Source organism: Stenotrophomonas lacuserhaii, from assembly GCF_014836545.1.
Lineage (GTDB): Bacteria > Pseudomonadota > Gammaproteobacteria > Xanthomonadales > Xanthomonadaceae > Stenotrophomonas > Stenotrophomonas lacuserhaii.
This window is the reverse complement of record NZ_JACSQS010000002.1, coordinates 51,265-77,336: the sequence shown is the minus strand read 5'-3', so window position 1 is coordinate 77,336 and position 26,072 is coordinate 51,265. Positions and strand designations below refer to the sequence as shown.

Annotated in this window: 23 protein-coding genes; 14 read left to right on the top strand and 9 right to left on the bottom strand. The window is 65.5% G+C overall.

Annotation, left to right across the window (positions count from 1 at the left end):
• Positions 1 to 105: 105 nt before the first annotated feature.
• Positions 106 to 585 carry a tRNA (cytidine(34)-2'-O)-methyltransferase gene (locus H9654_RS03270; protein WP_191769013.1) on the bottom strand — a complete coding sequence of 160 codons (480 nt, stop codon included), beginning with the start codon at positions 583 to 585 and terminating at the stop codon, positions 106 to 108.
• Between the two features lie 120 nt (positions 586 to 705).
• Positions 706 to 1,179: an XAC0231 family protein gene (locus tag H9654_RS03265; protein ID WP_191769011.1), complete on the bottom strand. Its 474-nt coding sequence runs from the start codon at positions 1,177 to 1,179 to the stop codon at positions 706 to 708.
• 369 nt (positions 1,180 to 1,548) lie between these two features.
• Here H9654_RS03265 and H9654_RS03260 point away from each other — a divergent pair, with 369 nt between their 5' ends.
• Positions 1,549 to 4,401 carry a M16 family metallopeptidase gene (locus H9654_RS03260; protein WP_191769009.1) on the top strand — a complete coding sequence of 951 codons (2,853 nt, stop codon included), beginning with the start codon at positions 1,549 to 1,551 and terminating at the stop codon, positions 4,399 to 4,401.
• A gap of 103 nt (positions 4,402 to 4,504) precedes the next feature.
• Here H9654_RS03260 and H9654_RS03255 read toward each other — a convergent pair whose 3' ends face one another.
• Positions 4,505 to 5,020: a DUF2059 domain-containing protein gene (locus tag H9654_RS03255; protein ID WP_191769008.1), complete on the bottom strand. Its 516-nt coding sequence runs from the start codon at positions 5,018 to 5,020 to the stop codon at positions 4,505 to 4,507.
• A gap of 135 nt (positions 5,021 to 5,155) precedes the next feature.
• Between H9654_RS03255 and arfB the strand changes: the two genes are divergently transcribed.
• From arfB to dcp, 3 genes are all read left to right on the top strand, one after another.
• A complete protein-coding gene (gene arfB / locus H9654_RS03250) occupies positions 5,156 to 5,587 on the top strand; it encodes an alternative ribosome rescue aminoacyl-tRNA hydrolase ArfB (protein ID WP_042614237.1) in 432 nt (143 codons plus the stop codon).
• A 3-nt stretch (positions 5,588 to 5,590) separates the two neighbouring features.
• On the top strand, positions 5,591 to 6,193 hold the full coding sequence (locus H9654_RS03245) for a lysophospholipid acyltransferase family protein (protein ID WP_101101503.1): 603 nt from the start codon (positions 5,591 to 5,593) through the stop codon (positions 6,191 to 6,193).
• Between the two features lie 114 nt (positions 6,194 to 6,307).
• Positions 6,308 to 8,479 (top strand): peptidyl-dipeptidase Dcp, encoded by a 2,172-nt coding sequence (gene dcp, locus H9654_RS03240; protein ID WP_042614235.1) that lies wholly within the window; start codon positions 6,308 to 6,310, stop codon positions 8,477 to 8,479.
• Positions 8,480 to 8,601: 122 nt separating this feature from the next.
• Here dcp and H9654_RS03235 read toward each other — a convergent pair whose 3' ends face one another.
• The gene (locus H9654_RS03235) at positions 8,602 to 9,048 is read right to left on the bottom strand and encodes a 3-dehydroquinate dehydratase (protein WP_101101501.1); all 447 of its coding nucleotides are present in this window, start codon (positions 9,046 to 9,048) and stop codon (positions 8,602 to 8,604) included.
• Between the two features lie 229 nt (positions 9,049 to 9,277).
• On the opposite strand from H9654_RS03235, the gene lepB reads away from it, so the two are divergent.
• Both lepB and H9654_RS03225 read left to right on the top strand, forming a co-directional pair.
• A complete protein-coding gene (gene lepB / locus H9654_RS03230; RefSeq protein ID WP_191769006.1) occupies positions 9,278 to 9,904 on the top strand; it encodes a signal peptidase I in 627 nt (208 codons plus the stop codon).
• A 163-nt stretch (positions 9,905 to 10,067) separates the two neighbouring features.
• The gene (locus tag H9654_RS03225; RefSeq protein ID WP_191769004.1) at positions 10,068 to 11,360 is read left to right on the top strand and encodes an MFS transporter; all 1,293 of its coding nucleotides are present in this window, start codon (positions 10,068 to 10,070) and stop codon (positions 11,358 to 11,360) included.
• Here the strand turns inward: H9654_RS03225 and H9654_RS03220 are convergent.
• On the bottom strand, positions 11,326 to 12,234 hold the full coding sequence (locus tag H9654_RS03220; RefSeq protein ID WP_191769002.1) for a LysR family transcriptional regulator: 909 nt from the start codon (positions 12,232 to 12,234) through the stop codon (positions 11,326 to 11,328). The genes H9654_RS03225 and H9654_RS03220 overlap by 35 nt on opposite strands.
• A 760-nt stretch (positions 12,235 to 12,994) precedes the next feature.
• Between H9654_RS03220 and H9654_RS03215 the strand changes: the two genes are divergently transcribed.
• Positions 12,995 to 13,540: a hypothetical protein gene (locus tag H9654_RS03215; protein ID WP_191769000.1), complete on the top strand. Its 546-nt coding sequence runs from the start codon at positions 12,995 to 12,997 to the stop codon at positions 13,538 to 13,540.
• A 455-nt stretch (positions 13,541 to 13,995) separates the two neighbouring features.
• Entirely contained in the window at positions 13,996 to 14,352 is a 357-nt protein-coding gene (locus tag H9654_RS03210) for a DUF6984 family protein (protein WP_191768999.1), read from the top strand.
• Positions 14,353 to 14,428: 76 nt separating this feature from the next.
• Here H9654_RS03210 and H9654_RS03205 read toward each other — a convergent pair whose 3' ends face one another.
• Positions 14,429 to 14,743 carry a helix-turn-helix domain-containing transcriptional regulator gene (locus tag H9654_RS03205; RefSeq protein ID WP_191768997.1) on the bottom strand — a complete coding sequence of 105 codons (315 nt, stop codon included), beginning with the start codon at positions 14,741 to 14,743 and terminating at the stop codon, positions 14,429 to 14,431.
• Positions 14,744 to 15,316: 573 nt separating this feature from the next.
• Between H9654_RS03205 and H9654_RS03200 the strand changes: the two genes are divergently transcribed.
• On the top strand, positions 15,317 to 15,850 hold the full coding sequence (locus H9654_RS03200) for a hypothetical protein (protein WP_191768995.1): 534 nt from the start codon (positions 15,317 to 15,319) through the stop codon (positions 15,848 to 15,850).
• 309 nt (positions 15,851 to 16,159) lie between these two features.
• Here the strand turns inward: H9654_RS03200 and H9654_RS03195 are convergent, their stop codons facing one another.
• The gene (locus tag H9654_RS03195) at positions 16,160 to 17,125 is read right to left on the bottom strand and encodes a LysR family transcriptional regulator (RefSeq protein WP_101098326.1); all 966 of its coding nucleotides are present in this window, start codon (positions 17,123 to 17,125) and stop codon (positions 16,160 to 16,162) included.
• A 109-nt stretch (positions 17,126 to 17,234) separates the two neighbouring features.
• Here H9654_RS03195 and aceB point away from each other — a divergent pair, with 109 nt between their 5' ends.
• The 4 genes from aceB (at position 17,235) to H9654_RS03175 (ending at position 23,987) form a co-directional block, all read left to right on the top strand.
• Positions 17,235 to 18,872, top strand: coding sequence for a malate synthase A (aceB, locus tag H9654_RS03190; protein WP_191768993.1), 1,638 nt, complete (start codon positions 17,235 to 17,237; stop codon positions 18,870 to 18,872).
• Positions 18,873 to 18,929: 57 nt separating this feature from the next.
• Positions 18,930 to 20,222, top strand: coding sequence for an isocitrate lyase (aceA, locus tag H9654_RS03185; RefSeq protein WP_191768991.1), 1,293 nt, complete (start codon positions 18,930 to 18,932; stop codon positions 20,220 to 20,222).
• A 171-nt stretch (positions 20,223 to 20,393) separates the two neighbouring features.
• A complete protein-coding gene (locus tag H9654_RS03180; RefSeq protein WP_191768989.1) occupies positions 20,394 to 21,437 on the top strand; it encodes a GGDEF domain-containing protein in 1,044 nt (347 codons plus the stop codon).
• A gap of 12 nt (positions 21,438 to 21,449) precedes the next feature.
• The gene (locus tag H9654_RS03175) at positions 21,450 to 23,987 is read left to right on the top strand and encodes a putative peptide modification system cyclase (RefSeq protein ID WP_191768987.1); all 2,538 of its coding nucleotides are present in this window, start codon (positions 21,450 to 21,452) and stop codon (positions 23,985 to 23,987) included.
• Here the strand turns inward: H9654_RS03175 and H9654_RS03170 are convergent.
• On the bottom strand, positions 23,942 to 24,244 hold the full coding sequence (locus H9654_RS03170; RefSeq protein ID WP_101098331.1) for an NHLP-related RiPP peptide: 303 nt from the start codon (positions 24,242 to 24,244) through the stop codon (positions 23,942 to 23,944). The two genes, H9654_RS03175 and H9654_RS03170, sit on opposite strands and share 46 nt — an antisense overlap.
• A 132-nt stretch (positions 24,245 to 24,376) precedes the next feature.
• Here H9654_RS03170 and H9654_RS03165 point away from each other — a divergent pair, with 132 nt between their 5' ends.
• Positions 24,377 to 25,549, top strand: a complete 1,173-nt coding sequence (locus H9654_RS03165) for a putative peptide maturation dehydrogenase (protein WP_191768985.1) — start codon at positions 24,377 to 24,379, stop codon at positions 25,547 to 25,549.
• 271 nt (positions 25,550 to 25,820) lie between these two features.
• Here H9654_RS03165 and H9654_RS03160 read toward each other — a convergent pair whose 3' ends face one another.
• Positions 25,821 to 26,012 carry a hypothetical protein gene (locus H9654_RS03160; protein ID WP_191768984.1) on the bottom strand — a complete coding sequence of 64 codons (192 nt, stop codon included), beginning with the start codon at positions 26,010 to 26,012 and terminating at the stop codon, positions 25,821 to 25,823.
• Positions 26,013 to 26,072 lie beyond the last annotated feature (60 nt).

The window sequence follows — 26,072 nt, the reverse complement described above, 5'->3', positions numbered from 1 at the left end:
CCCCCCCCCCCCCCCCCCCCCCCCCCCCCCCCCCCCCCGGCCCACCCCCAGCTGCGGCTTCAAACAAAAGCCACCCGCGAGGGGGTCTCACCCGTTCGACACCCCTCACGCCCCGCCGGCGAACCCGTGCTGGCGCCATGCCTCGTACATCACCACCGCCACCGTGTTGGACAGGTTGAGGCTGCGGTTGCCCGGGCGCATCGGCAGGCGCAGGCGGCGGCCATCGGGCAGCGTATCCAGTACGTCCTGCGGCAGGCCGCGGCTCTCCGGGCCGAACAGGAACGCATCACCGTCTTCAAACGGCACGCTGTCATGGCGGACGCTGGCGCGGGTGCTCAGGGCAAACAACCGGTTCGGTGCGATGCGGGCCAATGCCGTGTCCAGGTCCGGATGAACCTGCAGGCGGGAATACTCGTGGTAGTCCAGGCCGGCGCGTTTGAGCTGCTTGTCGTCCAGTGCGAAACCCAACGGTTCGACCAGGTGCAGCTGCGCGCCGGTGTTGGCGCAAAGACGTATGACATTGCCCGTGTTGGGCGGAATTTCGGGCTGGAACAGCACGACGTGGAACGTGGGAACCTGGCTCATCAACGCAGTGTAATGCGCGGCGCGGTGCTTGGCGGCCTGCCGGGTCCTTGCGGGTAAGCGGACCCGGCGTTCAGGGGTATGTCGAGGGGCGCATCACAACGATCAGCATGTGCAGCTCGCTCACGGACGCACCAGGACCGAAGCGGTTTCCAGCGCCAGTGCCTGCAGGTCGGCCTGGGTCGGACGCACATGCACCACCGGCAGGTTGACGATGACGTTGTTGGCAAACGCGGTGGCTGCGTTGGTCAGGGCGACGGTGTAGCGCTCGGCCTGCAGTTCGGCGGCCAGGGCGACCTTCTGCTCCAGGCTCGGGCGGACTTCGACGGCGGCCAGGGTGGTGACCGGCATCGCCGTGGAAGTGGCGATGGCCTGGCCGTTGATCCCGGCCAGCTGGTCGGCGCTGGGGCGCACCTGCACTGCGGCCAGGGTCGGGATGCGGCTGCTGCGCTCCCAGGCCTGCTGGGCCAGCTGTTCGGCGTCGGGGCGGACCTGCACGGTCTGCAGGGTGCTGATGGAGGGGGCGGCGTGCACCGAAGAAACAACCGCGGTACCGGCGATCAGGGCGATGGCGATGGCGAGGATCTTGGTGTTCATGGCGGGGCCTGTTTAGTGTGTGTGGGCGGTGGTGTGGTAGTAAGGTAGTACACCAAAACTGGGCTTGCAAGAACAATCGTCAATTTCCCAGTCCTGTTCAGCGTGCAGTCAGTTTCATTTCGGCCGTTTCGTGTCACGGGGTAGAGGCAGCAATCGCCATGCCAAGTTTTAGAGCTTATGATTCAACGATTTAGCAAGACTCGCAGTGTCCGTTGTCCGGACACTTGTCCGCGCCAATGCGGCCGGACAACAGCCGGCCATGCGGAGGATCCCGGGTTCGGTCGCTTTCAGCGCGTGACGCTTGGCCGATGCTGCTGTGCGGGCGCACACGGTAGGATCGGCCTCCACCTGGATGACCAAGGATCCGCAATGACCTCCCCTCTGCGCCCGCGCACTGCCCTGCTTGCACTGGCCCTCGCCACCGCGCTGGGCGGCCTGGCGCCCGCGCCCCTGCTGGCCAAGCCTGCCGCAGCGGCCAAGGTCGACATTCCTTTCGAGCAGTTCACCCTGCCCAATGGCCTGCGCGTGGTGGTGCACACCGACCGCAAGGCGCCGATCGTGGCGGTCAACGTCTGGTACCACGTGGGCAGCAAGGACGAACCCGCCGGCCGTACCGGCTTCGCGCATCTGTTTGAACACCTGATGTTCCAGCGCAGCGAAAACCACGACGGCGAGTACTTCGAGCCCTTCAAGCAGGTCGGTGCCACCGGCCAGAACGGCACCACCAATACCGACCGCACCAACTACTTCGAAAACGTGCCGACCACTGCGCTGGACATGGCGTTGTGGATGGAGTCCGACCGCATGGGCCACCTGCTCGGTGCGATCGACCAGGCCGCGCTGGACGAGCAGCGTGGCGTGGTGCAGAACGAAAAGCGCCAGGGCGAGAACCAGCCGTACGGGCAGGTGTGGACCCAGCTCAACCGCGCGCTGTATCCGAAGGGCCATCCGTACCACCACAGCGTGATCGGCTCGATGAACGACCTCAACGCGGCCTCGCTGGATGACGTCAAAACCTGGTTCCGGACCTGGTACGGCCCCAACAACGCGGTGCTGGTGCTGGCCGGCGACATCGACCTGGCCACGGCCAAGGAAAAGGCAGCGCAGTATTTCGGCAGCATCCCGGCCGGCCCGAGCATGGCGCAGCCGAAGGTGGACGTGGCGCAGCGCGCCGCCGACAGCCGCGAAGTGATGACCGACAAGGTGCCGCAGGTACGCATCTACCGCGCCTGGAACGTGGCCGAAGTCGGCACCCGCGACATCGACGAACTGCAGCTGCTGGGCCAGGTGCTGGGCGGGGCGAAGTCATCGCGCCTGGGCAAGCGCCTGGAGCACGAAGAGAAGCTGGTGGACAACATCAGCGCCGGCGCCTATGCCTCGCAGCTGGGCTCCAACTTCATGGTCATGGCCACGGTGAAGCAGGGCGTCGACCCGGCGCGCGTGGAAGCGATCATCGACGAAGAGATCGACCGCCTGGTCGCCGAAGGCCCGTCGGCGGACGAACTCAGCCGCGCCAAGACCGCCTTCCGTGCCAGCTTCATCCGCGGCATCGAACGCATCGGCGGCTTCGGCGGCAAGGCCGACGCACTCGCCGAATGCACCGTCTACACCGGCGACCCGGGCTGCTTCCGCGATTCGCTGAAGAACATCGATGGCGCCAGTGTCGCTGACCTGCGCGCGGTGGGCGGCAAGTGGCTGGGCACCGGCAGCCACACCCTGGTGGTGGAACCGGGCCAGCGCGTGGCGCTGGAAGAAGAAGCCTCGCAGAGCCCGAAGCCGTTTGAAGTGCCGGCCGTGGATCCGAAGTACACCACCCTGCCGGCCCAGGTGGACCGTGGCACCGGCGTGCCGCAGACCCGGCAGTTCCCTGAACTCAAATTCCCCGAACTGCAGCGCGCCACGTTGAAGAACGGCACGCGGGTGATCCTGGCCGAGCGCCATGAAATCCCGGTGGTGCAGTTCAGCTATCAGTTCCCGGGCGGCTTCAGCGCCGACCAGGACCGCAAGCCGGGCACCGCCAACTTCGCGATGGGGCTGATGACCGAAGGCGCCGGCAAGCTCGGTTCGCTGGCGTTCGCCGACGCCGCCGACGCGCTGGGTGCGGACCTGAGTGCGTCGGCCGGGCTGGACTTCAGCACCGTGGACCTGTCCGCGCTGAAGGAGAACCTGGCGCCTTCGCTGGGCCTGTATGCCACGCTGCTACGCCAGCCGCGCTTTGACCAATCGGAGATCGACCGGGTCAAGGGCAGCTGGATCGCCGGCATCGCGCAGGAAAAGGCCAATCCCACTGCGTCGGCGATGCGCGTGCTGCCGCCGCTGCTGTACGGAAAGGGTCATCCGTATGCCATTCCGTTCACCGGCAGCGGTGACGAGGCGGCCATCGCCAGCCTGACCCGCGATGAGCTGGTCGATTTCCACCGCGACTGGCTGCGCCCGGAAGAGGGCACCCTGATCGTGGTTGGCGATACCACGCTGAAGGAAATCGTGCCGCTGTTGAACCGCCAGCTGGGCGACTGGAAAAGCGAAGGCCCGGCACCGAAGGTGAAGGCGGCCGTTGATGTGGCCGTGCCGACCCGTCCGCGCGTGTTCCTGATCGACCAGCCCGGTGCGGTGCAGGCGAACCTGTTCGCCGGCCAGGTGGTGCCGTCTTCGGTGGATCCGGGTTCGGTCCGCTTCGACATCGCCAACGGCGTCCTGGGCGGTGACTTCACTTCGCGCCTGAACATGAACCTACGCGAGGAAAAGCACTGGTCCTACGGCGCCCGCAGCAGTGCCAGCAGCACCGTCGGCCAGCGGCCGTGGATGGCCATGGCGCCGGTGCAGATCGACAAGACCGGTCCGGCGCTGGCGGAAATGCGCAAGGAAATCGCCGAGTTCGCCAGCGGTCAGAAACCGGCTACCGCCGCTGAAGTGCAGCGCATCCGCAACATCCAGACCCTGAGCCTGCCCGGTGCGTATGAAACGGCCAGTTCGGTGCTGGGTACGATCGGCAGCCTGGTGCAGTTCCAGCGTCCGGACGACTACGTGTTCCAGCGCAAGGCGGCCATCGAAGCGATGACCCCGGCGCAGGTGCAGCAGGCTGCCGCAGCGATCAAGCCGGAATCGTTGACCTGGGTGGTGGTCGGCGACCTGAAGCAGACCGAAGCACCGGTCCGCGCGCTGAACCTCGGCGAAGTCAGCATCATCGATGCCGACGGCAACCCGGTGAAGGCAGCCAAGTAAAGGCACGCGCCCCGGCAGTGACGGCCGCTGGCCGTCACGTGGGACGACCCCGCATTTGGTGGGTGACGACCAACGGTCGTCACCCACCTACGCTCACACACCGTTACTTCTTGGTCGGCTCGTTGACGATCGCTTCCAGGTCCTTCTGCAGGTCCGCGAACAGCGGCTGCATGCGCGTCTGGATGGCCACCATCACGTTCTGCATCAGCGCCGGGGTCTTGTCGAGCAGGCTCTGCCCGGCCGAGCTCTCGTAGAACTCGGCCATCGCCAGCACGTCTTCCTTGCTGAAGGTCTGCTTGTACAGGTCTACGTACATCGGCCGCAGCTGCTGCCAGGACAATGCCTGGCGCAGGGTCTGCGCGGTGCGCGCCTGGATCCGCTGCAGCTGCTCCTGCTGCTGCGGGGTCAGCTGGCGTTGCTGGGTGACCTGTTCGAACTGCTGGCGCTGCATGGTCTCGATCTGCGGGAGCATCGAATCGAGCATGGCCTGCGCGCGCGAGGCCGAAAGCAGTCGGTTGATGTCGCCGTCGGTGGGCGGCGCGGCCAACGCAGGAACGGACGCAAGGGCAAGCGCGAGCAGCAGGGCGGTGCGGTGCAGGCGGCGGGAAATGCGGATCATGCGGACGTCCTTCGGGGATGATGCCGCCAGCATACCGCCCGCGTTGGCGAAGGCGACGTGTTGGGGACCTGATCGTGGTGGAACGGCTCGCGATACCGACAGCCAACCGTCACCGGCTACCGTTACAATGGGCCCATGGGTATTGGTCCAGTGGTCATCTCCGCGCAGCTTGTGATCCCCGACGATGAACTCGTCGAGCGGTTCGTGCGTGCCAGTGGCGCCGGCGGCCAGAACGTCAACAAGGTATCGACGGCGGTGGAGCTGCGTTTCGATCTGGCCGGCTCGCCGTCGCTGCCCGAGCCGTTGCGTGCGCGCCTGCTGGTGCGCCGCGACCGGCGCGTGACCGGCGAAGGCGTGCTGGTCATCGACGCGCAGCGTTTCCGTACCCAGGACCGCAATCGCGAGGATGCGCGCGAGCGGCTGGCCGAGTTCATCCGGGCAGGGCTGAGCGTGCCCAAGCCACGCAAGGCCACCAAACCAACCTACGGGTCGACCCTGCGTCGCCTGGACGCCAAGAAAGGCCGCGCGCAGGTCAAGCGCGGCCGCACAACCCGCAACTGGGAGTAAGCCTTGAACCATCCTTCGCCGCTGCTGCCACCCGTGCCGCCGAACATGCCGCAGGTCAAGCCGAATGCCTTCATCCGCTGGATCGCGCGCAGTGCGCTGCGCCTGCGCGGCTGGAAGGTGGTCGGCACCCTGCCCGACGTGCCCAAGGTGGTGATGATCATCGCCCCGCATTCGTCCAACTGGGATGGGTACTGGGGCATGGCGGTGAAGCTGGCGCTGGGCCTGGACGTGCGCGTGCTGGGCAAGGCCTCGCTGTTCTGGTGGCCGTTGGGCCCGCTGCTGCGCAAGCTGGGGGTGATCCCGCTGGACCGCAGCTCGCCGCAGGGCACGGTGGAACAGGCGGTGGCGGTGATCCGTCGCTCGGAAAAGATGTGGTACGCGATCACCCCGGAAGGCACCCGCAAGAAGGTGACCCACTGGAAGGCCGGCTTCCTGAAGATCGCGCGGATGGCCGACGTGCCGATCCTCGCCGCCTACTTCCATTATCCGGACAAGACCATCGGCTTCGGGCCGCTGTTCCATGCCACCGGCAACGACGCGGCCGACATGGCCAGCATCCGCGAGTACTACCGCCCGTGGATCGGCAAGACCCGCGGCACGGTCTGAGCGGCCACAGCGCGGCAGCTCAGGCGCCACGTCCGGCACATGCCGCCGCAGCGCCGTGGGAGTAGGCTGGAAGGCTGGCGGTCAGTCCTGATCGCCCCCCGAGGAGCCTTTTGCATGTCGCGTACCGTCATCCTGGCCGCCGCCATCAGCCTGGCGCTGGCTGCCTGTTCCGGCAAGGAGTCCACCCCCGTGTCCGAAGCCCAGAACGCGCCGGCCCAGCAGCCGGCCGATGCCTCCACCAACCCGCTGCTGAGTGCCAGCACGCTGCCGTTCCAGGCCCCGCCGTTCGACAGGATCCAGGACAGCGATTACCTGCCGGCCTTCGAAGAAGGCATGCGCCAGCACCTGGCCGAAGTGCGCGCCATCGCCGATTCCAGCGAGCCGGCCACCTTCGACAACACCATCGTGCCGATGGAACGTGGCGGTGAAACGCTGACCCGCGTCTCGCGCATCTTCTTCGGCCTGGTGCAGGCCGATACCAACGATGCGCGGCAGAAGATCCAGGAAGAAGTGGCGCCGAAACTGGCCGCCCACCAGGACGAGATCAACCTGGATCCGAAGCTGTTCGCACGGGTGAAGTCGCTGTACGACCAGCGCGCCTCGCTCGGCCTGGATCCAGTGCAGACCCGCCTGGTGGAGCATTACTACGACGGCCTGGTGCGCGCAGGTGCGCAGCTCAACGACGCCGACAAGGCCAGCCTGCGCAAGCTCAACGTGGAAGAAACCACGCTGTCCACCCAGTTCCACACCCGCCTGGTCGCCGCCACTGCCGCCGCCGCCGTGGTGGTGGATGACAAGGCCAAGCTGGCCGGCCTGAGCGAAGACGCCATCGCCACCGCCGCCGCCGATGCCACCGCGCGCAAGCTGGAAGGCAAGTTCCTGCTGCCCCTGCAGAACACCACCCAGCAGCCGGTGCTCGGTTCGCTGAGCAACCGCGAACAGCGCGCCGCCGTGCTGGAAGCATCGGAAACCCGCGCCCAGCGCGGCGATGCCAACGACACCCAGCAGACCGTGCAGCGCCTTGCCCAGCTGCGTGCGCAGAAGGCCAAGCTGCTCGGCTTCGCCACCTACGCCGATTACAACCTTGGCGACCAGATGGCCAAGACCCCGGCTGCCGCGCTGAAGCTGCTGACCGACACCGTGCCGGCCGCCACCGCCAAGGCGCGCGCCGAAGCAGCGGACATCCAGAAGGTCATCGATGCGCAGCATCCTGATGCAAAGTCGGGCGGCTTCAAGCTGGCCGCTTCGGACTGGGACTTCTACGCCGAGCAGGTGCGCAAGGCCAAGTACGACCTGGACGAGTCGCAGATCAAGCCGTATTTCGAACTGGACAACGTGCTGCAGAACGGCGTCTTCTACGCCGCCACCCAGCTGTACGGCATCACCTTCAAGCCGCGCACCGACATCCCGACCTACCACGCGGACATGAAGGTGTATGAGGTGTTCGACAAGGATGGCACCTCGCTGGCGCTGTTCTACACCGACTACTTCAAGCGCGACAGCAAGTCCGGTGGCGCCTGGATGGACGTGTTCGTTGAACAGGACGGCCTGACCGGTGCCAAGCCCGTGGTCTACAACGTGTGCAACTTCACCAAGCCGGCCGCGGGCCAGCCGGCGCTGTTGAGCTTCGACGACGTCACCACGCTGTTCCATGAGTTCGGCCACGCGCTGCACGGCATGTTCTCCAACGTGAAGTACCCCTCGATCGCCGGCACCGCCACCTCGCGCGATTTCGTCGAGTTCCCCTCGCAGTTCAACGAACACTGGGCGCTGGACCCGAAGGTCTTCGCCAACTACGCCAAGAACTACAAGACCGGCGAGCCGATGCCGCAGGAACTGGTCGACAAGATCCTCAAGGCACGCAGCTTCAACCAGGGCTACGCCACCACCGAATACCTGTCGGCGGCGCTGCTCGACCTGGCCTGGCACACCCAGAAGGCCGATGCACCGCTGCAGGACGTGGGCAAGTTCGAAGCAGCGGCGCTGAAGAAGTTCAACGTGGACCTGGCCCAGGTGCCGCCGCGTTACCGCACCAGCTACTTCGACCACATCTGGGGTGGCGGTTATTCGGCCGGTTACTACGCCTACTTCTGGGCTGAAGTGCTGGACCACGATGCGTTCCAGTGGTTCAAGGAGAACGGTGGCCTGACCGCCGCCAACGGCCAGCAGTTCCGCGACAAGGTGCTGTCGCGCGGCAACAGCGTGGAGCTCAGCCAGCTCTACCGCGATTTCCGCGGCAAGGACCCGTCGGTGGAACCGCTGCTCGAGTTCCGCGGCCTGAAGTGAGTTGAACGAACGGCGGGGGAAACCCCGCCGTTCTGCTTTCCGCTCCGGCACCGCGACGCCTGACGCAGGCCGCGCTCCGCGCTCGCCGAGCATGGCTCGGCGCTACCGGTTTCCGTGCCGGCTCACGTTCCTACGTGCACGCGCTCGGCGCGCTCGGCCAGGCCCAGGTGATCCAGCGCGATGTCCAGCGCAAGCACGTAGCTCTGCGCCCCGTACCCGGCTGCGATGCCCAGCCGCTGGCCGATGCCATCGGGCAACCACGGCTCCGCCACAGCGCCGTCGTCGTGCACTTCCACATACGCGTTATGCAGGTGCGGCAGCAGCCGCTGCAGCCGCATGCTGTGCGCGCACGCACCCGGATCCAGCAGCGTCACCTCGCCGCGTGCATGGTCGGCCACGCGCAGCGCATCCAGCAGTTCCTGCTCGGACCCGCAGGCACGGATCGCCACGCTGGTACCGGCATCCACCGCGCGGTGCACCAGCGTTTTAAGCACCAGTGCGGGCAGCGGCTCGGCGGTGCGGATCAAGGCACCGGATGCCTCCGGGCCACGAATGATGAAGATCGACATGGCGCAGCAATCACAATCAAGCGCCAGAGGCGCGGTGAGCACACGATGCGCGCACCACCCGTAAAGCCGCCATGGCGTGCGACGCGACCGCACGTAAAATCTCCGTAGCGACCGGGGTCAGAGTCCTTTTCGCGTAGCGAAAAGGACTCTGACCCCTTTCTGGTGGCGACCGTGAGGAACCGAACCGACCTTCCCACGGTCCTACCCCCACACCTCCCGGAGCTTCGCCATGGATGCCACCGCCCGCCCTCCCGTTACCCAACGCGCGCTGCACTGGCTGAAGAAAGAAGCACTGCCGCTGCTGGTGATGCTCGGCCTGCTGGCCGCCGCGCGCGACACCCTGGCCAACCACTACGTGGTACCCAGCGGGTCGATGCAGCCCACCCTGGAACCGGGTGACCGCGTGGTCGTGGACATGCGCGCGTATGGCCTGCGCCTGCCGTTCACCCAGCACGCGCTGATGGACGTGGGCGCCCCGCAGCGTGGCGAAGTGGCGGTGTTCGATTCCCCCGCCGATGGCACCCGGCTGATCAAGCGCGTGGTGGCCGTGGCCGGCGACCGCGTGGACGTGCGCAACGGCCACCTCAGCATCAACGGCCAGCCGCTGCAGCAGCCCGGTAACCCCGCCGCCGAACAGTTCGGCAGCCGCATCGCGCAGCTCGGCCTGGACATGGGCGGCGGCCCGGACGTGGACGGCGTGGTGGTGCCGCACGGCAAACTGCTGGTGATGGGCGACCATCGCGGCAACAGCTTCGACGGCCGCTTCTTCGGCTTCGTCGATGCTGACAAGGTCTATGGCAAAGCCGTGGCCGTGTACTACCGCCGCGGCGAAGGCCTGGAGTGGCTGCACCTGTAAGCACTGGTGGGTGACGACCGTTGGTCGTCACGCTCTCACTCCAGACTAACCATACGCCAAACATATCAATCCGTACCCATCAGGTTATGGATCGACTCGATGCAGGGGGCTAGCCTGACCCCATCCCCGCACCCCGGCCGCCTCCCACGGCCCTCCCGATCCCATGAACGGTGACACCGCGGCCGCCCTCGAGCGCCGCATCCCCCCAAGCCCCCCGACCGCCACCCCGGCCGCCGCAACCCACATCGAACAAGGCACGCCCGCGTTCCGGCGCACCGCGGTGGCGCTGTTCCTGGCGGGCTTCTCCACCTTCGGCCTGCTGTACACCGTGCAGCCGCTGCTGCCCGAGTTCAGCCGCCACTTCGGCGTGTCCGCCGCCAACAGCGCCCTGGCGCTTTCGCTCAGCACCGGCCTGCTGGCGGTGATGATGCTGATCGCCGGGCTGGTGTCCGACCGCGTCGGCCGCCGCAACGTGATGATCACCGCGCTGCTGGCCTCCACCGTGCTGTCCGCCGCCAGCGCGCTGGTGACCGACTGGACCACGATGCTGGTGCTGCGCGCGCTGCTGGGCGTGGCGCTGAGCGGCGTGCCGGCCGTGGCGATGACCTATCTGGTCGAAGAGATGGACACCCGGGCGATGGGCCTGGCGATGGGCCTGTACATCGGCGGCAACGCGGTGGGCGGCATGAGTGGGCGCTTGATCGCCGGCATCATCGCCGACCACTGGGGCTGGCGCTGGGGCATCGGCGTGGTATCGCTGATCGCCGTCGCCAGCACCCTGCTGCTGTGGATGCAGCTGCCGCCCTCGCGGCACTTCCAGAGCCGTCGCGGCGGGTTGCGCCAACTGCCCTCGCGCTGGCGCCAGCTGTTCGCCGACCCCGGGCTGCCGTGGCTGTTCGCCACCGCGTTCCTGCTGATGGGCGTGTTCGTCACCACCTACAACTACCTGGGCTACCACCTGCTGGCGCCGCCCTATCGGCTCAGCCAGACCGTGGTCGGATTGATCTTCAGCGTGTACCTGGTGGGCACCTTCAGTTCGGCCTGGATGGGCCAGCAGGCGATCCGCCATGGCCGCGGCCGCGTGCTGTCGATCAGCTACGCCCTGATCATCGCCGGCATCGCGCTGCTGGTGATGCCGTGGCTGTGGACGATGGCGATCGGCATCGCGCTGGTCACCTTCGGCTTCTTCGGCGGCCATTCGGTGGCCAGCAGCTGGGTCGGCAGCCGTGCCGGCGCGATCCGCGCCGAAGCATCCGCGTTGTATCTGTTCTCGTACTACCTCGGTTCCAGCGTGCTGGGCGCGGTGGGCGGATTAGCCTACACCGCGTGGGACTGGGTCGGCGTCTGCGTGTTCACCGGCATGCTGACCGTGATCGGTGCCGGCATCGCCTGGAACCTGTGGCGCCGCTTGCCAGCCGTCACTACCGTTCAAACTCCGCCTGCAACAGCGCAGTGAAGTTGCGGATCAACGGCGTCATCCCTTCCCGCCGCCACACCAGCTGCACTTCCGAATGCGCGCCCTGATCCCCCAGCGCCACGAAGCACGCGCCCTCGATCTGGATGTGGTCACATGACGAGGGCAGGATCGCCGCACCCAATCCCGCCGCCGCCAGGCTGATGAGCGTGGACGCCTCACCGGCCTCCTGCACGATGCGCGGCGTGAACCCTGCCGCCGCACACAGCGCGATCATCTGGTCGTGGATGCCGGCACCCACGCTGCGGTGGAAGCCCACGAACGGTTCGTGGGCGAACTGCTGCAACGGCAGCACCGTGCTGGCCGGATCACGCCCGCGCAGGGCAGGGTGGTCGCGGTGCAGCACCAGCGCCAGCGGATCGGTAAACAGGCTGTGCGCCACCAGTTCCGGCGGCAGCACGCGCTTGCGGATGATGCCCACGTCCAGCCGGTTTTCCAGCAGCGCATCGATCTGCTGCAGGGTGTTCATCTCGCGCAGTTGCAAGCGCACCTGCGGGAAGCGCTCGCGGTAACCAAAAATGGCGCGAGGAATCTGTGGCACCAGCGGCGTGGCGCGGGTCAGGCCGATGTGCAGTTCACCCTGTTCGCCGCGCTGCACCCGCTGCACCTCGTCCACCGCCGCGTCCACCTGCGCCAGGATCGCGCGGGCCTTTGCCTGCAGCAGCGCACCGGCTTCGGTCAGCTGCACCCGCCGATGGCTGCGCACGAACAGCTGCGCGCCAAGCAGGTGTTCCAGCTGGCGGATCTGCTGGCTCAACGGAGGCTGTGACATGCCGAGCCGCTCGGCGGCCTGGCCGAAGTGCAGCGTGTCGGCCACGGCGAGGAAGTAGCGGAGATGGCGGAGTTCGATCGACATGGGGGGATTGTAGAGGCCGCAGCCAAAGACATTAGCCACCGTCTCAGTTACAGCCGCGGCAGGATGCGGAATATGACTATGCTAAAGGGGGGGGGGGGGCGGTGTAGAAACGAGCTCATGCCGGGAGCGGGAGGAATGCGATCTCAGGCGAACTCGTCAACAGCGCGAGGGGCCTTGATGGAGTAGTACCCAGGGCGACCAGCATCACTTGAAGGGTGCGTGCAGAATGACTGGTCTGCGTAGTAGGCTCCTGCAGAGGCAGTCAGAGGTCTTGGAAGTCTTGACGTCGTGCACTATCCGGGAGGGGTAGACCTTGTGTGTCGGTTGCCCCAAGTGCGGAAAGACGCCTATCCACATGTGATATTCGCCAAGGCAAGCGACGAGCCAGTGTCTGCAGGCGCGGTGGGGAGGCCAAGCCATTGTGAAGTTAGTAGCCATGGATCGGTGGGGAACATGGTTGTGAAACTGTTCTTTCTGTTGGGAATCCTGGGGATGCTCTTGAGTTATCCCGCGTACTTCTACCTGCTGTTCGAATTCAGGACACGAATGATGCGTGACCATCCCGATCTTTGGAGGCGCAGGGAAAGTGGTGCGCTCTCTTATTCGGGACAATCGGCCTATAGCGCGCTTCGGTCCGTGCGTGATGGAAGTCTCGACGGTGTAAGTCTGAGTGACGCTGTCGTCGACTCTCACCGGTGGGCGACAATCTTGCTCTATGTCGCTATGAGTTGCTTCATGGTCGCTCTCTTCACAGGGCTCTATGAATCGCTATGGGGCGCTGGAAAGCGATGAAGTCGCCATGACCATGCCCAGGAGCGTCACTGCACCTGTACTCCTGCGTCCGCCGATGGGTGGAGCAGCGTTCCGCGATCAGCAGGCAACCATGAGTGTAATCTTCAGATTTGCATTAGTTCTTGTTATTTGCATTTCAAGCGGATGTAAATCAATTCCTCCGACCCTGCAGGGTCGGTTATGCATGAATCCGGCTCTGTATGACCAGATGATAGCGTCGCTTGACGAAGCGCTGGCCGAGTTCGGAATGGAGAAGGGATTTTCGGATATGGAAGATCTATTGGAGCGCCCAGTTCTTCTCGTTTTTTATGCTCCTAAAGCGGACAGTTGGACCCCCTTGGTGCTTAGTGATGTCAAGGCCGCAGGTGCCGTAGATGTTTGGATATTTCATCAGAAGTTTAAATCTTCTGACGAATATAATAAGTTTGTTAACGTTGTTACAGATAGGCTGAGGCGCTTTGGATCTTTGGAGTTGACCACTTATCCCGTCGAAGCTCCCTGCCCTGCAAACTAGCTTGCAAGTCGTAAAGGTCTACTGAGCCAGGTGCGGTTTGAGTGACGCCATAGAGTCTTCATTGCTTCCGCCGTTGGCCGGCATATTTTACGTACTGGCCGTGTGTCTCTACTGCGGATGGGACCGTGCGGCCGGGGTATTACCTGCTCCATGCGCGCTTCAGTCGGGTCCCGCTGCTTGCGATTGGTGAGGGTGTGGTGGCGCCGGTTGTTGTTGCGGGGCGCTTGCAGGGGGTTACCCAGCTGACGGCCGTGCGCACGATTTCTAAGATCCGGAGGCTTGGTCGAAGACGCCGCGTTGCACGATGAAGTATGGCGAGGGAGTTTATCCGTTGCCTAAGCTCGATCTTGAGGTGGTTGGAGGGGCGCGGGCGACTGATGTCGTTGACGGCCAATGGCCGTCACTACCGCGCGGACGAACACATACTGCTTACATGCTGCCTGATGGATCTATCAATGTCGGAAGAATTACCATTCCAAAGCGGTGAGTTCGCGAGGTTGCTGACATCTAATGAGAAGTTGATTGTGTCTCACTTATTGGGCGGATCAACTCCAGTCGGGCTGGCTGAAGGATGGTTGGATTCTGCGACCGTAATTCCCATGGACGACGGTGGGATGGGGAGCTTACGTTTTGCCTCCACGGACTCCCCTCGGGGGATAACAGAAACCTCGGGCGAGTATTCTTTCCAAGATGATGATGGTGTCGAGGTCCTCGTGTCTCTGAATCTAAACGAAGACGGACTGCCTTTTGAGTTGGATGTATGGAAAACGGATTTTCAACCATTATTGGGTGAGCTGAAGCTACCGCGATGAATTGCCGAAGGTTGCGCTGAAGGCTTGAATTTGGATATTGGCGGTACACAGGTTTTGCTCCAACGCCGCTTCATCGTCATCGTTGCTCGCCGACGCTCACACCAAGCTCCACACCCAACGCCTGCATCGCCCCGATGACCGTGCTGAAGTTGAGCGGGCGCTTGCCGGACAGTTGCCGGTACAACACGTCTGCCGGTACGCCGCAGGCACGCGCCATGCTTCGCAGGGCATGGCGGTCGGCGAGGTAGCACAGGGCTTCGGCAAACACGTGCGGGTCACCGCCGCCTTCCACGATGCATGCATCCAGGTAGGCCGCAATGTCAGCGGGATCAAGCGGGCGTTGCGTCGGGTCGTCGGTCTGCGCGGACAGTACGCGCGTTGCGCTCCTCATCGTTTGTCTCTCAGGGGGCGCCAGCCACGCACACGCGGCTTGGGCCTGTGCCGGCATGCCACGTGGCCCGGCGTCGGGTCGGCGCTGGCCACCCGCACTGGAGGGTTGAAAAGAGCATGCAGGCACGACCTGCAGTGGTGAGTCGAATGCATGGCACAACCTCGCGTCGCGGTTGGCCACCCGAGCCAAGGCAGGGGTGGCGGACGATGCGGGTTGGGATACCGGTGCCTATTGCTGAATAACCGGCGGATACAGGGAATCCCATCGCATCGCCCGCCGTATGACCGGCAAGGCAGTGCATTCTCCGCCGGGCCCAAAGGGCAGCGACAGAGGTATCAGCAACAAGCAGTCAGGATGCCAATCCCGGCGAGCAGATGTGAATGCCCGCGTCATCATCCTGCAGTTAGTCCGGCAGGCGTCCATGAGGAAATCTGTGTTTTGATGTGGATGGTTCGGATGCGCCACTTATGGGAAGTCATGCACCACGGGTATGCAGAGATTCCGGATGATGTGACCAGTCGATCATGGACGGGGGATGCGCCCTCACTCATGACCCTACGAGAGAGATAGCAGATGACGCTTTTCGATGCGATTGAGCTGGATCGCGCCGGTGACCTTCCAGCGGCTGCCTCCGCTTACGAGGCTTGTCTCATCGAAGGGCGTGATCTCCCGCAGGCGATGGCGAACTTGATGGCTTTGTATTTTCAGTCGACAGACTACGGCGTGTGGAGCGGTTCGGGACTGGACCTGGCTTTCGTCCGTCACGCAGGCGAGCGGTTGGGGCAGCTGATCCAGGACGCGGAGCAGGATGAGCTGCGATGGAGCGAAGTCGGGTTCTGGGCCCGTTACATCAAATGGGCAGACTGGGGCGAGGTGTTTTCAATCGAGGAGTGCAGGGAGTTCATGAGGCGCGATCCCGCCAACATTGAGCCCGCGTTTCATCTCTATGCCCTGACAGGCGAGCGTGAGGCCGACGCCGTGAGTTTGTTGCATCCCAAAGGCGGGCTGCCTACCGTGCGTGCGTCCTATGTTTCTGCCGTCGTGCAAAGTGCGATGGACGTGCGGAAGGGGCGCGGAGTGCGTCCAGACGTCCCAGTGAAGGAATAGAAATGAAAGCAGGTTGGTCGTGGTTGTTGCTGGTCGTCTGCCTCGCAGGCTGTACAGACCGAGAGCCCGCCCCGAAGGCAGTGGCCAGGGATATCTGTGCCGGTAGGATGGCACGTTGGGGGTGGTGGAGGGGACGCCGGGGACTGACGGGGTTGACGGCCAGTGGCCGTCAGTACCGGGTTCCAGTGAGAGCTGTGACGACCAACGGTCGTCACCCACCAGGAGTGCGGTCGTCAACCACCAGGACTGCGGCCGTCACCCACCAGAAGCGCGGTTGCTTGACGGCTAGCAGCCGTCACTACCTGGTTGTCAGCGTTCGGAGTGGCCGCTCTGGTCGTATTCGCGGGGCGAGAACAGTTCGGGCTGGATCATTTCGACGAAGGCGCGGGCCTGCGGGGACAGGGCTTTGCCGCGGCGTACGATCACGCCGTAGCTGCGTTCCGGGAACCATTCGCGCATGGAGCGCGCCACCAGCTTGCCGGGGTCGGCATCGTTGAGGCACAGCGCCGGCACGATGGAGATGCCCATGCCCATCGCCACGTACTGCTTGATCACTTCCCAGCCGCCCACTTCCAGCGCCACGGTGTAGGGCAGGCGGTGGCGCTGGAATACCTGGTCCACCAGCCGGTAGGTGATCTGGCGCTTCGGCGGCAGCACCAGCGGGTGCCTGGAGATCGCCTCCAGGCTCAGCGTGCCGCGCGCCAGCGGATGGTCATGCGGGGTGATCAGCATCTGCTCGAAGCGGTAGGCCGGGGCGTAGCTCAGGTCGGCCGGTACGTCGGTCATCGATCCCACCGCCAGGTCGGCGGCGTCGTCGCGCAGCAGGTCGGTGCCGTCGGCGCTGATGGCGTTGTGCAGGGTCAGCCGCACGTCCGGGTGCAGCTGCCGGAAGCGCTCGATGATGCGTGGCAGCAGGTACAGGATGGTGGAACTGTTGGCCGCGATGTTCAGCTCGCCGGCGTCCATGCCGCTCACCTTGTCGCGGAAGCGTGCCTCCAGGCCGTCCAGGTCCTCCACCAGTGGCTGGGCCATTTCGAACAGCAGTTGGCCCTCGCGGCTGGGGACCAGGCGCCGCCCGCTGCGTTCGAACAACACCACCCCCAGCTCCCGCTCCAGGGCCTGCAACTGCTGGCTGATGGCCGGCTGGCTGACGAAAAGTGCCTCCGCCGCGCGTGAAACCGAGCCCAATCGCACCGTCTGGCAGAACGCCCGCAACGGCTTCAGCCGATCGGATTTGTAGGAAAAACGGGGACTTGGCGGCGGGCGTGTGGGCATGGTGTAACGAGTATAAGCACAACTTATCCAATGCATTGCAATAACTGCTTTGTCAAATACATGGGCCGGGAAGCACGGTAGGGCCATCCCTTGCTGCTGGAGTGTCCTGATGTCCGCCGTTGCTTCCGCCATCCCGTCGCCGCCTGCCAAGCCCACCCCGGGGATCACCCTGACCACCCAGGTGGCCGGCCAGTCGGCGCTGTTGCCGGCCCCGCTGCTGGCCCTGCTGGTGTCCCTGCACCGTGCGGTGGAACCCGGCCGCCAGGCCCGCTTGGCCGCCCGCCTGCAGCGCCAGGCGTTCTTCGATCAGGGCGGGCTGCCGGACTTCCGCGCCGATACCGCGCCGATCCGCGCCGAGGACTGGAAGGTGGCGCCGCTGCCGGCGGCGTTGCTGGACCGCCGCGTGGAGATCACCGGCCCGACCGACCCGAAGATGGTCATCAACGCGCTGAACTCCGGGGCCAAGGTGTTCATGGCCGACTTCGAAGACGCCACCGCGCCGACCTGGCGCAACCTGCTGGCCGGCCAGCAGTCGCTGATCGGTGCGGTGCGTGGCGACCTGCAGTTCACCGCTCCGGCCAGCGGCAGCAAGCCGGCCAAGCACTACACGCTGCGTCCGTACGAAGAACGCGCGGTGCTGATCGTGCGCCCGCGCGGCTGGCACCTGGACGAAAAGCATGTGCTGGTGGATGGCCAGCGGCTGGCCGGCGGACTGTTCGATGCGGCGGTGTTCGCCTACCACAATGCCCGCACGCTGATGGCCAACGACCGTGGCCCGTATTTCTACCTGCCCAAGCTGCAGAGCATGGAAGAGGCGGCGCTGTGGGAAACCGCGCTGTCGCACATCGAGGGCATGCTCGGCCTGCCGCACGGCCAGATCAAGGTCACCGTGCTGATCGAAACGCTGCCGGCGGTGTTCGAGATGGACGAGATCCTGCATGCGCTGCGCGATCGCATCGTCGGCCTGAACTGCGGGCGCTGGGATTACATTTTCTCCTACCTGAAGACCTTCCGCCGGCATGCCGACAAGGTGCTGCCCGAGCGCGGCCAGGTGACCATGACCCAGCCGTTCCTGAAGGCCTATTCGGAACTGCTGATCCAGACCTGCCACCGCCGTGGCGCGCATGCGATGGGTGGCATGGCAGCGCAGATCCCGATCGGCAACGATGCGGCCGCCAATGAACAGGCGATGGCGCGGGTGCGCGCGGACAAGCTGCGCGAAGTGACCGCCGGCCATGACGGCACCTGGGTCGCGCACCCGGCGCTGATCCCGGTGGCGATGGCGATCTTCGACGAGCACATGCCCGGTGCGAACCAGCAGCAGGTGCTGCGCCAGGACGTGCGCGTGGACCGCGACCAGCTGATCGCACGGCCGCCGGGCAGCATCAGCCGCGCTGGCTTCGAAGGCAACGTGGAAGTCTGTGTGCGCTACCTGGCGGCATGGCTGGATGGCAACGGCTGCGTGCCGATCCACAACCTGATGGAAGACGCGGCCACCGCCGAGATCAGCCGCAGCCAGCTGTGGCAGTGGCTGCATACCCCCGGCCAGCAGCTGGACGACGGCACCGCCATCGATGCCGCGCTGCTGGACAACACGCTGGTCCAGCTGCCGGCCCGCCTGGGCGACCGCGCGGCCCTGCCCGGTGGCGGCCGCGTGGACGAAGCGATCGCCCTGCTGGCCGAGCTGAGCCGCGCCGACGAACTCAACGATTTCCTGACCCTGCCGGCCTACGCACGCATCGACTGACGCCTGCGCCGGCCCGCTTTTCCTTCCTGCTGTAGCAATGACGAACGGGAGATAGACATGAGCACGCTGCCCACTGCCGAACAGATCCAGCACGACTGGGACACCAACCCCCGCTGGCAGGGGATTGAACGCAACTACACCGCCGCCGACGTGGTGCGCCTGCGCGGCACGGTCCACGTGGAGCACTCGCTGGCCCGGCTGGGGGCGGAAAAACTGTGGAGCTACCTGCAGGAAAAGGACTTCGTGAACGCGCTGGGCGCGTTGACCGGCAACCAGGCCATGCAGCAGGTGAAGGCCGGCTTGAACGCCATCTACCTGTCCGGCTGGCAGGTCGCCGCCGATGCCAACCTGGCCGGCCAGATGTACCCGGACCAGTCGCTGTACCCGGCCGATTCGGTGCCGGCGGTGGTCAAGCGCATCAACAACACCCTGCTGCGCGCCGACCAGCTGCACCATGCCGAAGGCAAGGACGAGATCGACTTCCTGCAGCCGATCGTGGCCGATGCCGAGGCGGGCTTCGGCGGCGTGCTGAACGCCTTCGAGTTGATGAAGGCGATGATCGAAGCCGGTGCCGCCGGGGTGCATTTCGAAGACCAGCTGGCTTCGGTGAAGAAGTGCGGCCACATGGGCGGCAAGGTGCTGGTGCCGACCCGCGAAGCCATCGAGAAGTTGAACGCGGCCCGGCTGGCGGCCGACGTGCTGGGCGTGCCGACCCTGCTGGTGGCGCGTACCGATGCCGAGGCGGCCGACCTGCTGACCAGCGACATCGATGCCAACGACCAGCCGTTCGCCACCGGCGAGCGCACCACCGAAGGCTTCTACAAGACCCGCAATGGGCTGGACCAGGCGATCAGCCGCGGCCTGGCCTACGCCCCCTATGCCGACCTGGTGTGGTGCGAGACCGGCAAGCCGGACCTGGAGTTCGCACGCAAGTTCGCCGAGGCCATCCACGCGAAGTTCCCGGGCAAGCTGCTGGCCTACAACTGCTCGCCCAGCTTCAACTGGAAGAAGAACCTGGACGACGCCACCATCGCCAAATTCCAGACCGAGATCGCCAAGTACGGCTACAAGTTCCAGTTCATCACCCTGGCCGGCTTCCACGCGTTGAACTACTCGATGTTCAACCTGGCCCACGGCTATGCGCGCCGCCAGATGAGTGCCTTCGTGGAGCTGCAGGAAGCCGAGTTCGCCGCCGCCGACCGCGGCTTCACGGCGGTCAAGCACCAGCGCGAGGTGGGTACCGGCTACTTCGATGCGGTGACCCAGGCGATCCAGCAGGGCCAGTCCTCCACCACCGCCCTGACCGGGTCCACCGAGGAAGAGCAGTTCAGCGCCGGCCGCGCGGCGTGATGTGAAGAAGGGAAGGGAGCGGCCACACCCCTGGCCGCTCCCACCCGCAGCCCGCGTTCAACCCCCTGATATTCCACGCACGGATGCAGGAAAATGGGACGCAGCGCACAGTTGCAAGCGGTGATATGCTCCGCACCTCAGGATGGGAAGTCTGATCGGCAGGGCAGGGGAATGACTGGCAGGGGCGCGGTCGTAGACGTGGTGGAACGATCAGGCATTGCCACCACGGCGATGGCTGAGATCGTGCACGCCGTCCTCAGCCCGGAAGAGTTCGACCTGTTCGCCCGCTTCGCCCACCGTCGCACCCTGCGCGCAGGCGATTGCCTGTTCCGTCGCGGCCACCGCGGCAGCAGCATGTTCGTCATCGCCGAAGGCGAGATCGAACTGGATTTCGGCGAAGACCTGGTGCTCAAGCGCCTGGCGGGCAGCGAGTTCTTCGGCGAGCTCGGCCTGCTGATCGGTGACCACCTGCGCAGCGCCGATGCGCGCGCCACCTGCGATACCGATGTGCTGGAACTGGGCCATGTCGATTTCCATCGGCTGGTGGAAACCGAGCCCGGCCTGATCGCCTATTTCCTGCGCCGTACCATCATGCGTGTGGTGGGCAACGAACAGGCGCTGATCAGCCAGCTGCGGCGCCGCAACCATGATCTGGAAACCGCGCTGGACAACCTGTACGTCACCACCCACCAGCTCCGCGATACGCGCGAACTGGTGCGGACCGACGAACTGACCGGGCTGCACAACCGGCGCGGACTGGCGCTGTACCTGCAGGAATGCCGGGCGCACGAAGATGGCCCAGCGCAGGGCCTGCTGCTGATCGACTGCGACCGCTTCAAGCAGATCAACGACGAGTTCGGCCACCAGGCCGGCGACCGCGTGCTGCAGAGCGTGGCCAACATCCTGCGTTCGATGGCCGGTACCGAAGACCTGGCCTGCCGGCTGGGCGGCGATGAGTTCTGCCTGCTGCTGCGCCGTGCCAACGCGGAGATCGTGCAGCATGCCGCCGAGTTCGTGCTGACGGCCGTGCATGGCCTGATCGAACGCAGCCACGGCACCCCGCACGTGTGCTTCCTGAGCATCGGCGCCAGCCTGGTGCACCCCACCGCCGACTGGAGCGAGTGGTACGCCAACGCGGACCGTGCGCTGTACCAGGCCAAGCGGGATGGCGGCGACCGGCTGTGCTGGCCGCACGACGTCGTCGAAACCGGCTGAGCGGAGATTCCCATGAACGGTGGCACGGAAGCGACCTCCCACGTCCCGCAGTTGCGCGCGCTGCTGTTCACCGACCTGTGTGATTCCACCACGCTGGTGGAGCGCATCGGCGATGCCGCCGCTGCCGAACTGTTCCAGCAGCACGACCGCCTGGTACTGGCGATGCAGCAGCGCTGGCGCGGCCAGCAGATCGACCGCTCCGACGGCTTGTTCGTGCTGTTCGAGCGGCCGGTGGATGCGCTGGGCTTCGCGCTGGATTACCAGCAGGCGCTGCGCCAGCTCGGCCAGGCCAACAAGGTGCCACTGCTGGCGCGCGCTGGCCTGCACGTTGGCGAAGTGATCCTGTGGAACAACAGCGCCGAGGCGATCGCACTGGGGTCCAAACCGGTTGAGGTGGAAGGCCTGGCCAAGCCGATGGCTGCGCGCCTGATGCAGCTGGCGCGGCCGGGACAGGTGCTGTTGTCGGCCACCGCCGAATCGATGGTGCGCCGGGTTGCCGACAGCCTGGGGGAGGTCGGCAAGGGGCTGAAGTGGAAGTCGTACGGGCGTTGGCGCTTCAAGGGCGTGGCGCAGCCGATGGACGTCTATGGGGTCGTTTCCGAGGACGTCCCGGCGGTGGGTCGCCCGCGTCCCACGCCCAAGGCGATCCGCGATATCCCGTTCTGGCGCCGGCCGATGGCGATGGCCGCCGAAGCGATGTTCGCGGTGATGCTGGTGCTGGGGGGCTGGCTGCTGCTGCGGCCGCAGCCGGCGATCGCCTTCGCCGAGCGCGACTGGGTGGTGCTGGCCGACGTACGCAACATGACCGGCAACAGCCTGCTGGATGATTCGATGGACCTGGCCCTGCGGGTCAGCCTTGAACAATCCCGCTACGTCAACGTGCTCAGCGACCTGAAGGTGCGTGACACCGAAGCACGCATGCGCCGCAATCCCGATGCTCCGCTGGACAGGAAGGCGGCAGTGGAAGTGGCGATCCGCGAGGGCGCCCGTGCCGTGCTGATTCCTTCCATCGCCGAGGTCAACGGACGCCTGCGCGTGGCGGTGGAAGTGGTGCAACCGCGCGACGGGGTCACGGTGTTCACCGAGTATGCGGACGGACGTGGGCTGGAGTCTGCGCTGCGTTCCACCGATACCGTCGTCGCCTCGTTGCGCACGCGCCTGGGTGAAGCCCTTTCCGACGTGCACAGCAATGCCCGGCCGCTGCCGCAGGTCATCACGCCGGACCTGGATGCACTTCGCGCCTACGCCGAAGGCAGCAACGCACTGGCAGACCGGCGTTACAGTGAGGCACTGCAGTTCTTCGAGCAGGCGCTCAAGCTCGACCCGGAGTTCGCCTTCGCCCACGTCGGCAGGATGCGGATCCACATGGCGCGCGGCGAGGTCAACCAAGCCATGGCGTCGTATCGCAGCGCAGTGGCGCTGCGCGAACGGCTGCCCCCGCGCGACGTGTTGTACCTGGAAGCCTGGGGAAAGCAGCTCGACGGTGCGCCGATCAGCGAGGTTGCCGCGAAATGGAAAATGCTGACCGATCTGTATCCGGACTACTACGCCGGGTATATGAATCGAGCGCGCGCGCTGTACTCGCTGGGCGACTACACCAATGCCCTGAACGCGGCCCGTCGCCTGCTGGCCACGCAGAATCCGATGCGATCGGCGGCCCATGATTTCGTCGGCCGGATCGAACTGGCGATCGGCCGCCACGACACCGCGCGGCGGCATTTCCGCACGGCCAATACGCTGGCCGGACGTACCGCCAGCACCCGCCTGGGGATCGTGTACGCGGTAGAGGGTGACATGCCCGCCGCGCTGGCCAACATCAAGGACGTGCAGGCCTCCAACATGGGCCAGCAGCTCGAACGCGCTGCGGTGCTGGTGGACGCCAATGATGCGTCCAGTGCGATAGCGGGCCTGCAGACTCTGCGCGATGGCTGCGGCGAAGAGGTCATGTGCACCCTGGTCGACGTGGTGGTGAAGAACCTGCAGGGCATAAGCGGGGTGCAGCACCGGGGGTATCGGCAGGACATCCTGAAGCTGCTGCACGAACTGGATGGCGAGGTCGCCGTTCCGGACCAGCAGGAAGTGGCGTTCATCGTGGCCGCAACCGCCTACGTGGCACAGCGAGGCGACCACTCACCCGGCAACCTGCTGCCGCTCATCAAGCGGCAGATCGCCACGCGCGGCGGTGATCGCTCGGCGCAGATGCTGGTGATCGTCGAAGCAACGCAGGCCCGCCTTGATGGCCATCCGGAGCGCGCGCTGGCGATGCTCAAGCCGATGGTCGACGGACGCGAGCTCTACCAGGTGCATGCCGCGTTGCGCGACGCCTATCTTGCGATGGACGATGCCGCCAGCGCGCTGGTCGAACAGAAATGGCTCGCACGCCATCGTGGCCTGGCCTATGCCGAAGACAACGGCAACTACATCCTGCAGGCACTGAACGTGCGCGACAGTCACGACCCACGCGGACAGCCGGCCCGTGGGCCGGCCGCGCTGGCCGTGGCGGCTCAGCCTTCCAGTGCTTCCTGGACCTTGCCGGCTTCGAAGCAGTAAGGCACATCGAAGGAGCCGCGCAGGGCGACGTGTGCCTGCAGCTGCTGCGATACCGAAGCGAACTCTTCCTTGCTGGCCAGCGCCTGCACCGGATCGCACACCGGTCCGGTGAGGTCGGCGACAACACCGAGGCCAGCAAGTGCCTCGGTCGGGCTTGCCGCGAACGCGGAACGGAACGCGTCATCGTTCTGCAGGCGGTCCAGCAGCGTGGCAGCCTGTGCCGGCGTGAGCGGGGTACGTGCGGGGGGAGTTGCCATGGTCGTCGTCCTGGTTGGGTTGGCTCAAGTAGGCTATAGCGGCATATCCGTGCAGAGGTTTAGCAGAGGATGGCTGCATCGGCGCGATGCGTTGCAGCCTAGAATTGTGCAAGCCTCCTGCTGGACATCTTCATGCGCTTCCGCCGTTGCTCCACCCTCATGATGCAGGTCAAGGAAGACCGTGGACTGGATCTGCAGTCCGTGCTGCAAGGGCGCGCCGAACTGCAGACCTTCCTGGCCTGGCAGGCGTTGGCCGGCCATCTGGATGAGCCGGTCGTGCTGAGCGAAGAAGAGGTCAGCGCCTTGGGCAGGATTCCACAGGAAGAGTGGAGCCAAGCCGATGCGTACGAGGGCTGCAGCCAGATCCTGCGCGGATTGATCGTCAAGGGCCTGGTGATCAGCGATGAAGAAAGCGCCGCTGGGTTCGGCGACGCCGATGCGCGCGTGCGGGCCTTGAACGGGTGGCCACTGACCGCGCTGGCACATCGCGCGGGGCGCTGGAGGGGCGTGGACAGCGCCCATGAAATGCGCAGCAACAACCTGGTCACCGCGGTGGAACTGCATGGCCGTTACGGCCCGCCCCCCGCGGCGGTAAGCCACCACGAAGGCACGCCCATCCCGTTGCCGGTCGCCGCAGACGAGGACTTCGATGAACTGATGTCGCGCCGGGTCACCTGCCGCAATTTCGATCCGGACCGCGCGCTGCCGCTGCCGACCGCAGCGAGGATCCTGAAGCGCACGATCATGGCGCACGCGGTGATCCAGCCGGCCCCGGACATGCAGATCCTGAAGAAGAACATTCCCTCCGGCGGTGGCCTGCATCCGCTGGAAACCTATGCCGTGGTACGCAACGTGGAGGGCCTGGAAAACGGCATCCACCACTACGATCCGATCAGCCACTCACTGCGCCGCCTGCCCGACCAGCCGGACGACCTTGATGGCCGCATCCGGCTGATGCTTGCGGGCCAGGACTGGTTCGTCGATGCCGCGTTGCATCTGATCCAGGTGGCGCGTTTTCCCAGGAATTTCTGGAAGTACCGCAGCCACCCCAAAGCGTACCGGGCGATCCTGCTGGACGCCGGCCACTTGTCGCAGCAGCTCGCCATCAGTGCGACCCTTGAGGGGGTCGCGTCCTACGTAACGGCCGCGATCAACGAGTTCGACATCGAAGACACATTGAGCCTGGACGGGATAGCGTCCAGCCCGGTGATGATGTGCGGCATCGGCTGGCGCGCGCAGCAGCTGACCACCACCGAATTCGATCCCGCAGAACGCATCTGGATCAACGGCAAGCAGCACCGGTAACGGTAGCGCCGAGCCATGCTCGGCTGCTCTCTATCCGTAAACCTGAAACTTTCCGCCGCTGCGCAAGCGCGCATCCTGAAGGTTCCATGGCCCCCAGGGACCTGTCGAAGGTGGGGCGGGGTGGGTTGGCGGGGGCGTTGAGCGCCATGGATGGCGCGAAACGAGGCCCGCATGGACGCAGTTTTTGCCGTCCCCCGTTCAGCCCCACCGCCCGGCCCAAACCGATAGCTCGACAACAGCACCCCGCGAGGGGGCGCACCCGTTCGACCGCTCAGATGCTCAACCGGACATCGCCGCCGGGCGTCACGAACTCTCGCCCGCTGCGCACCAGCACACGCCCATCCTCCAGTTCGTAACGTGGCTCGGCGCGCTGGTCCTGCGCGGATGTATCTTCCTGCTTGAACTCGATGATGATGCGGCTTTCGCCATTGGAATCGGTCGCGGGAAACTGACGGAACGACATCGTCTACCTCCTTCACTCCACGGGTCTGCGGGGCAAGCGTGCGCCGCCGCTTGTTATCCG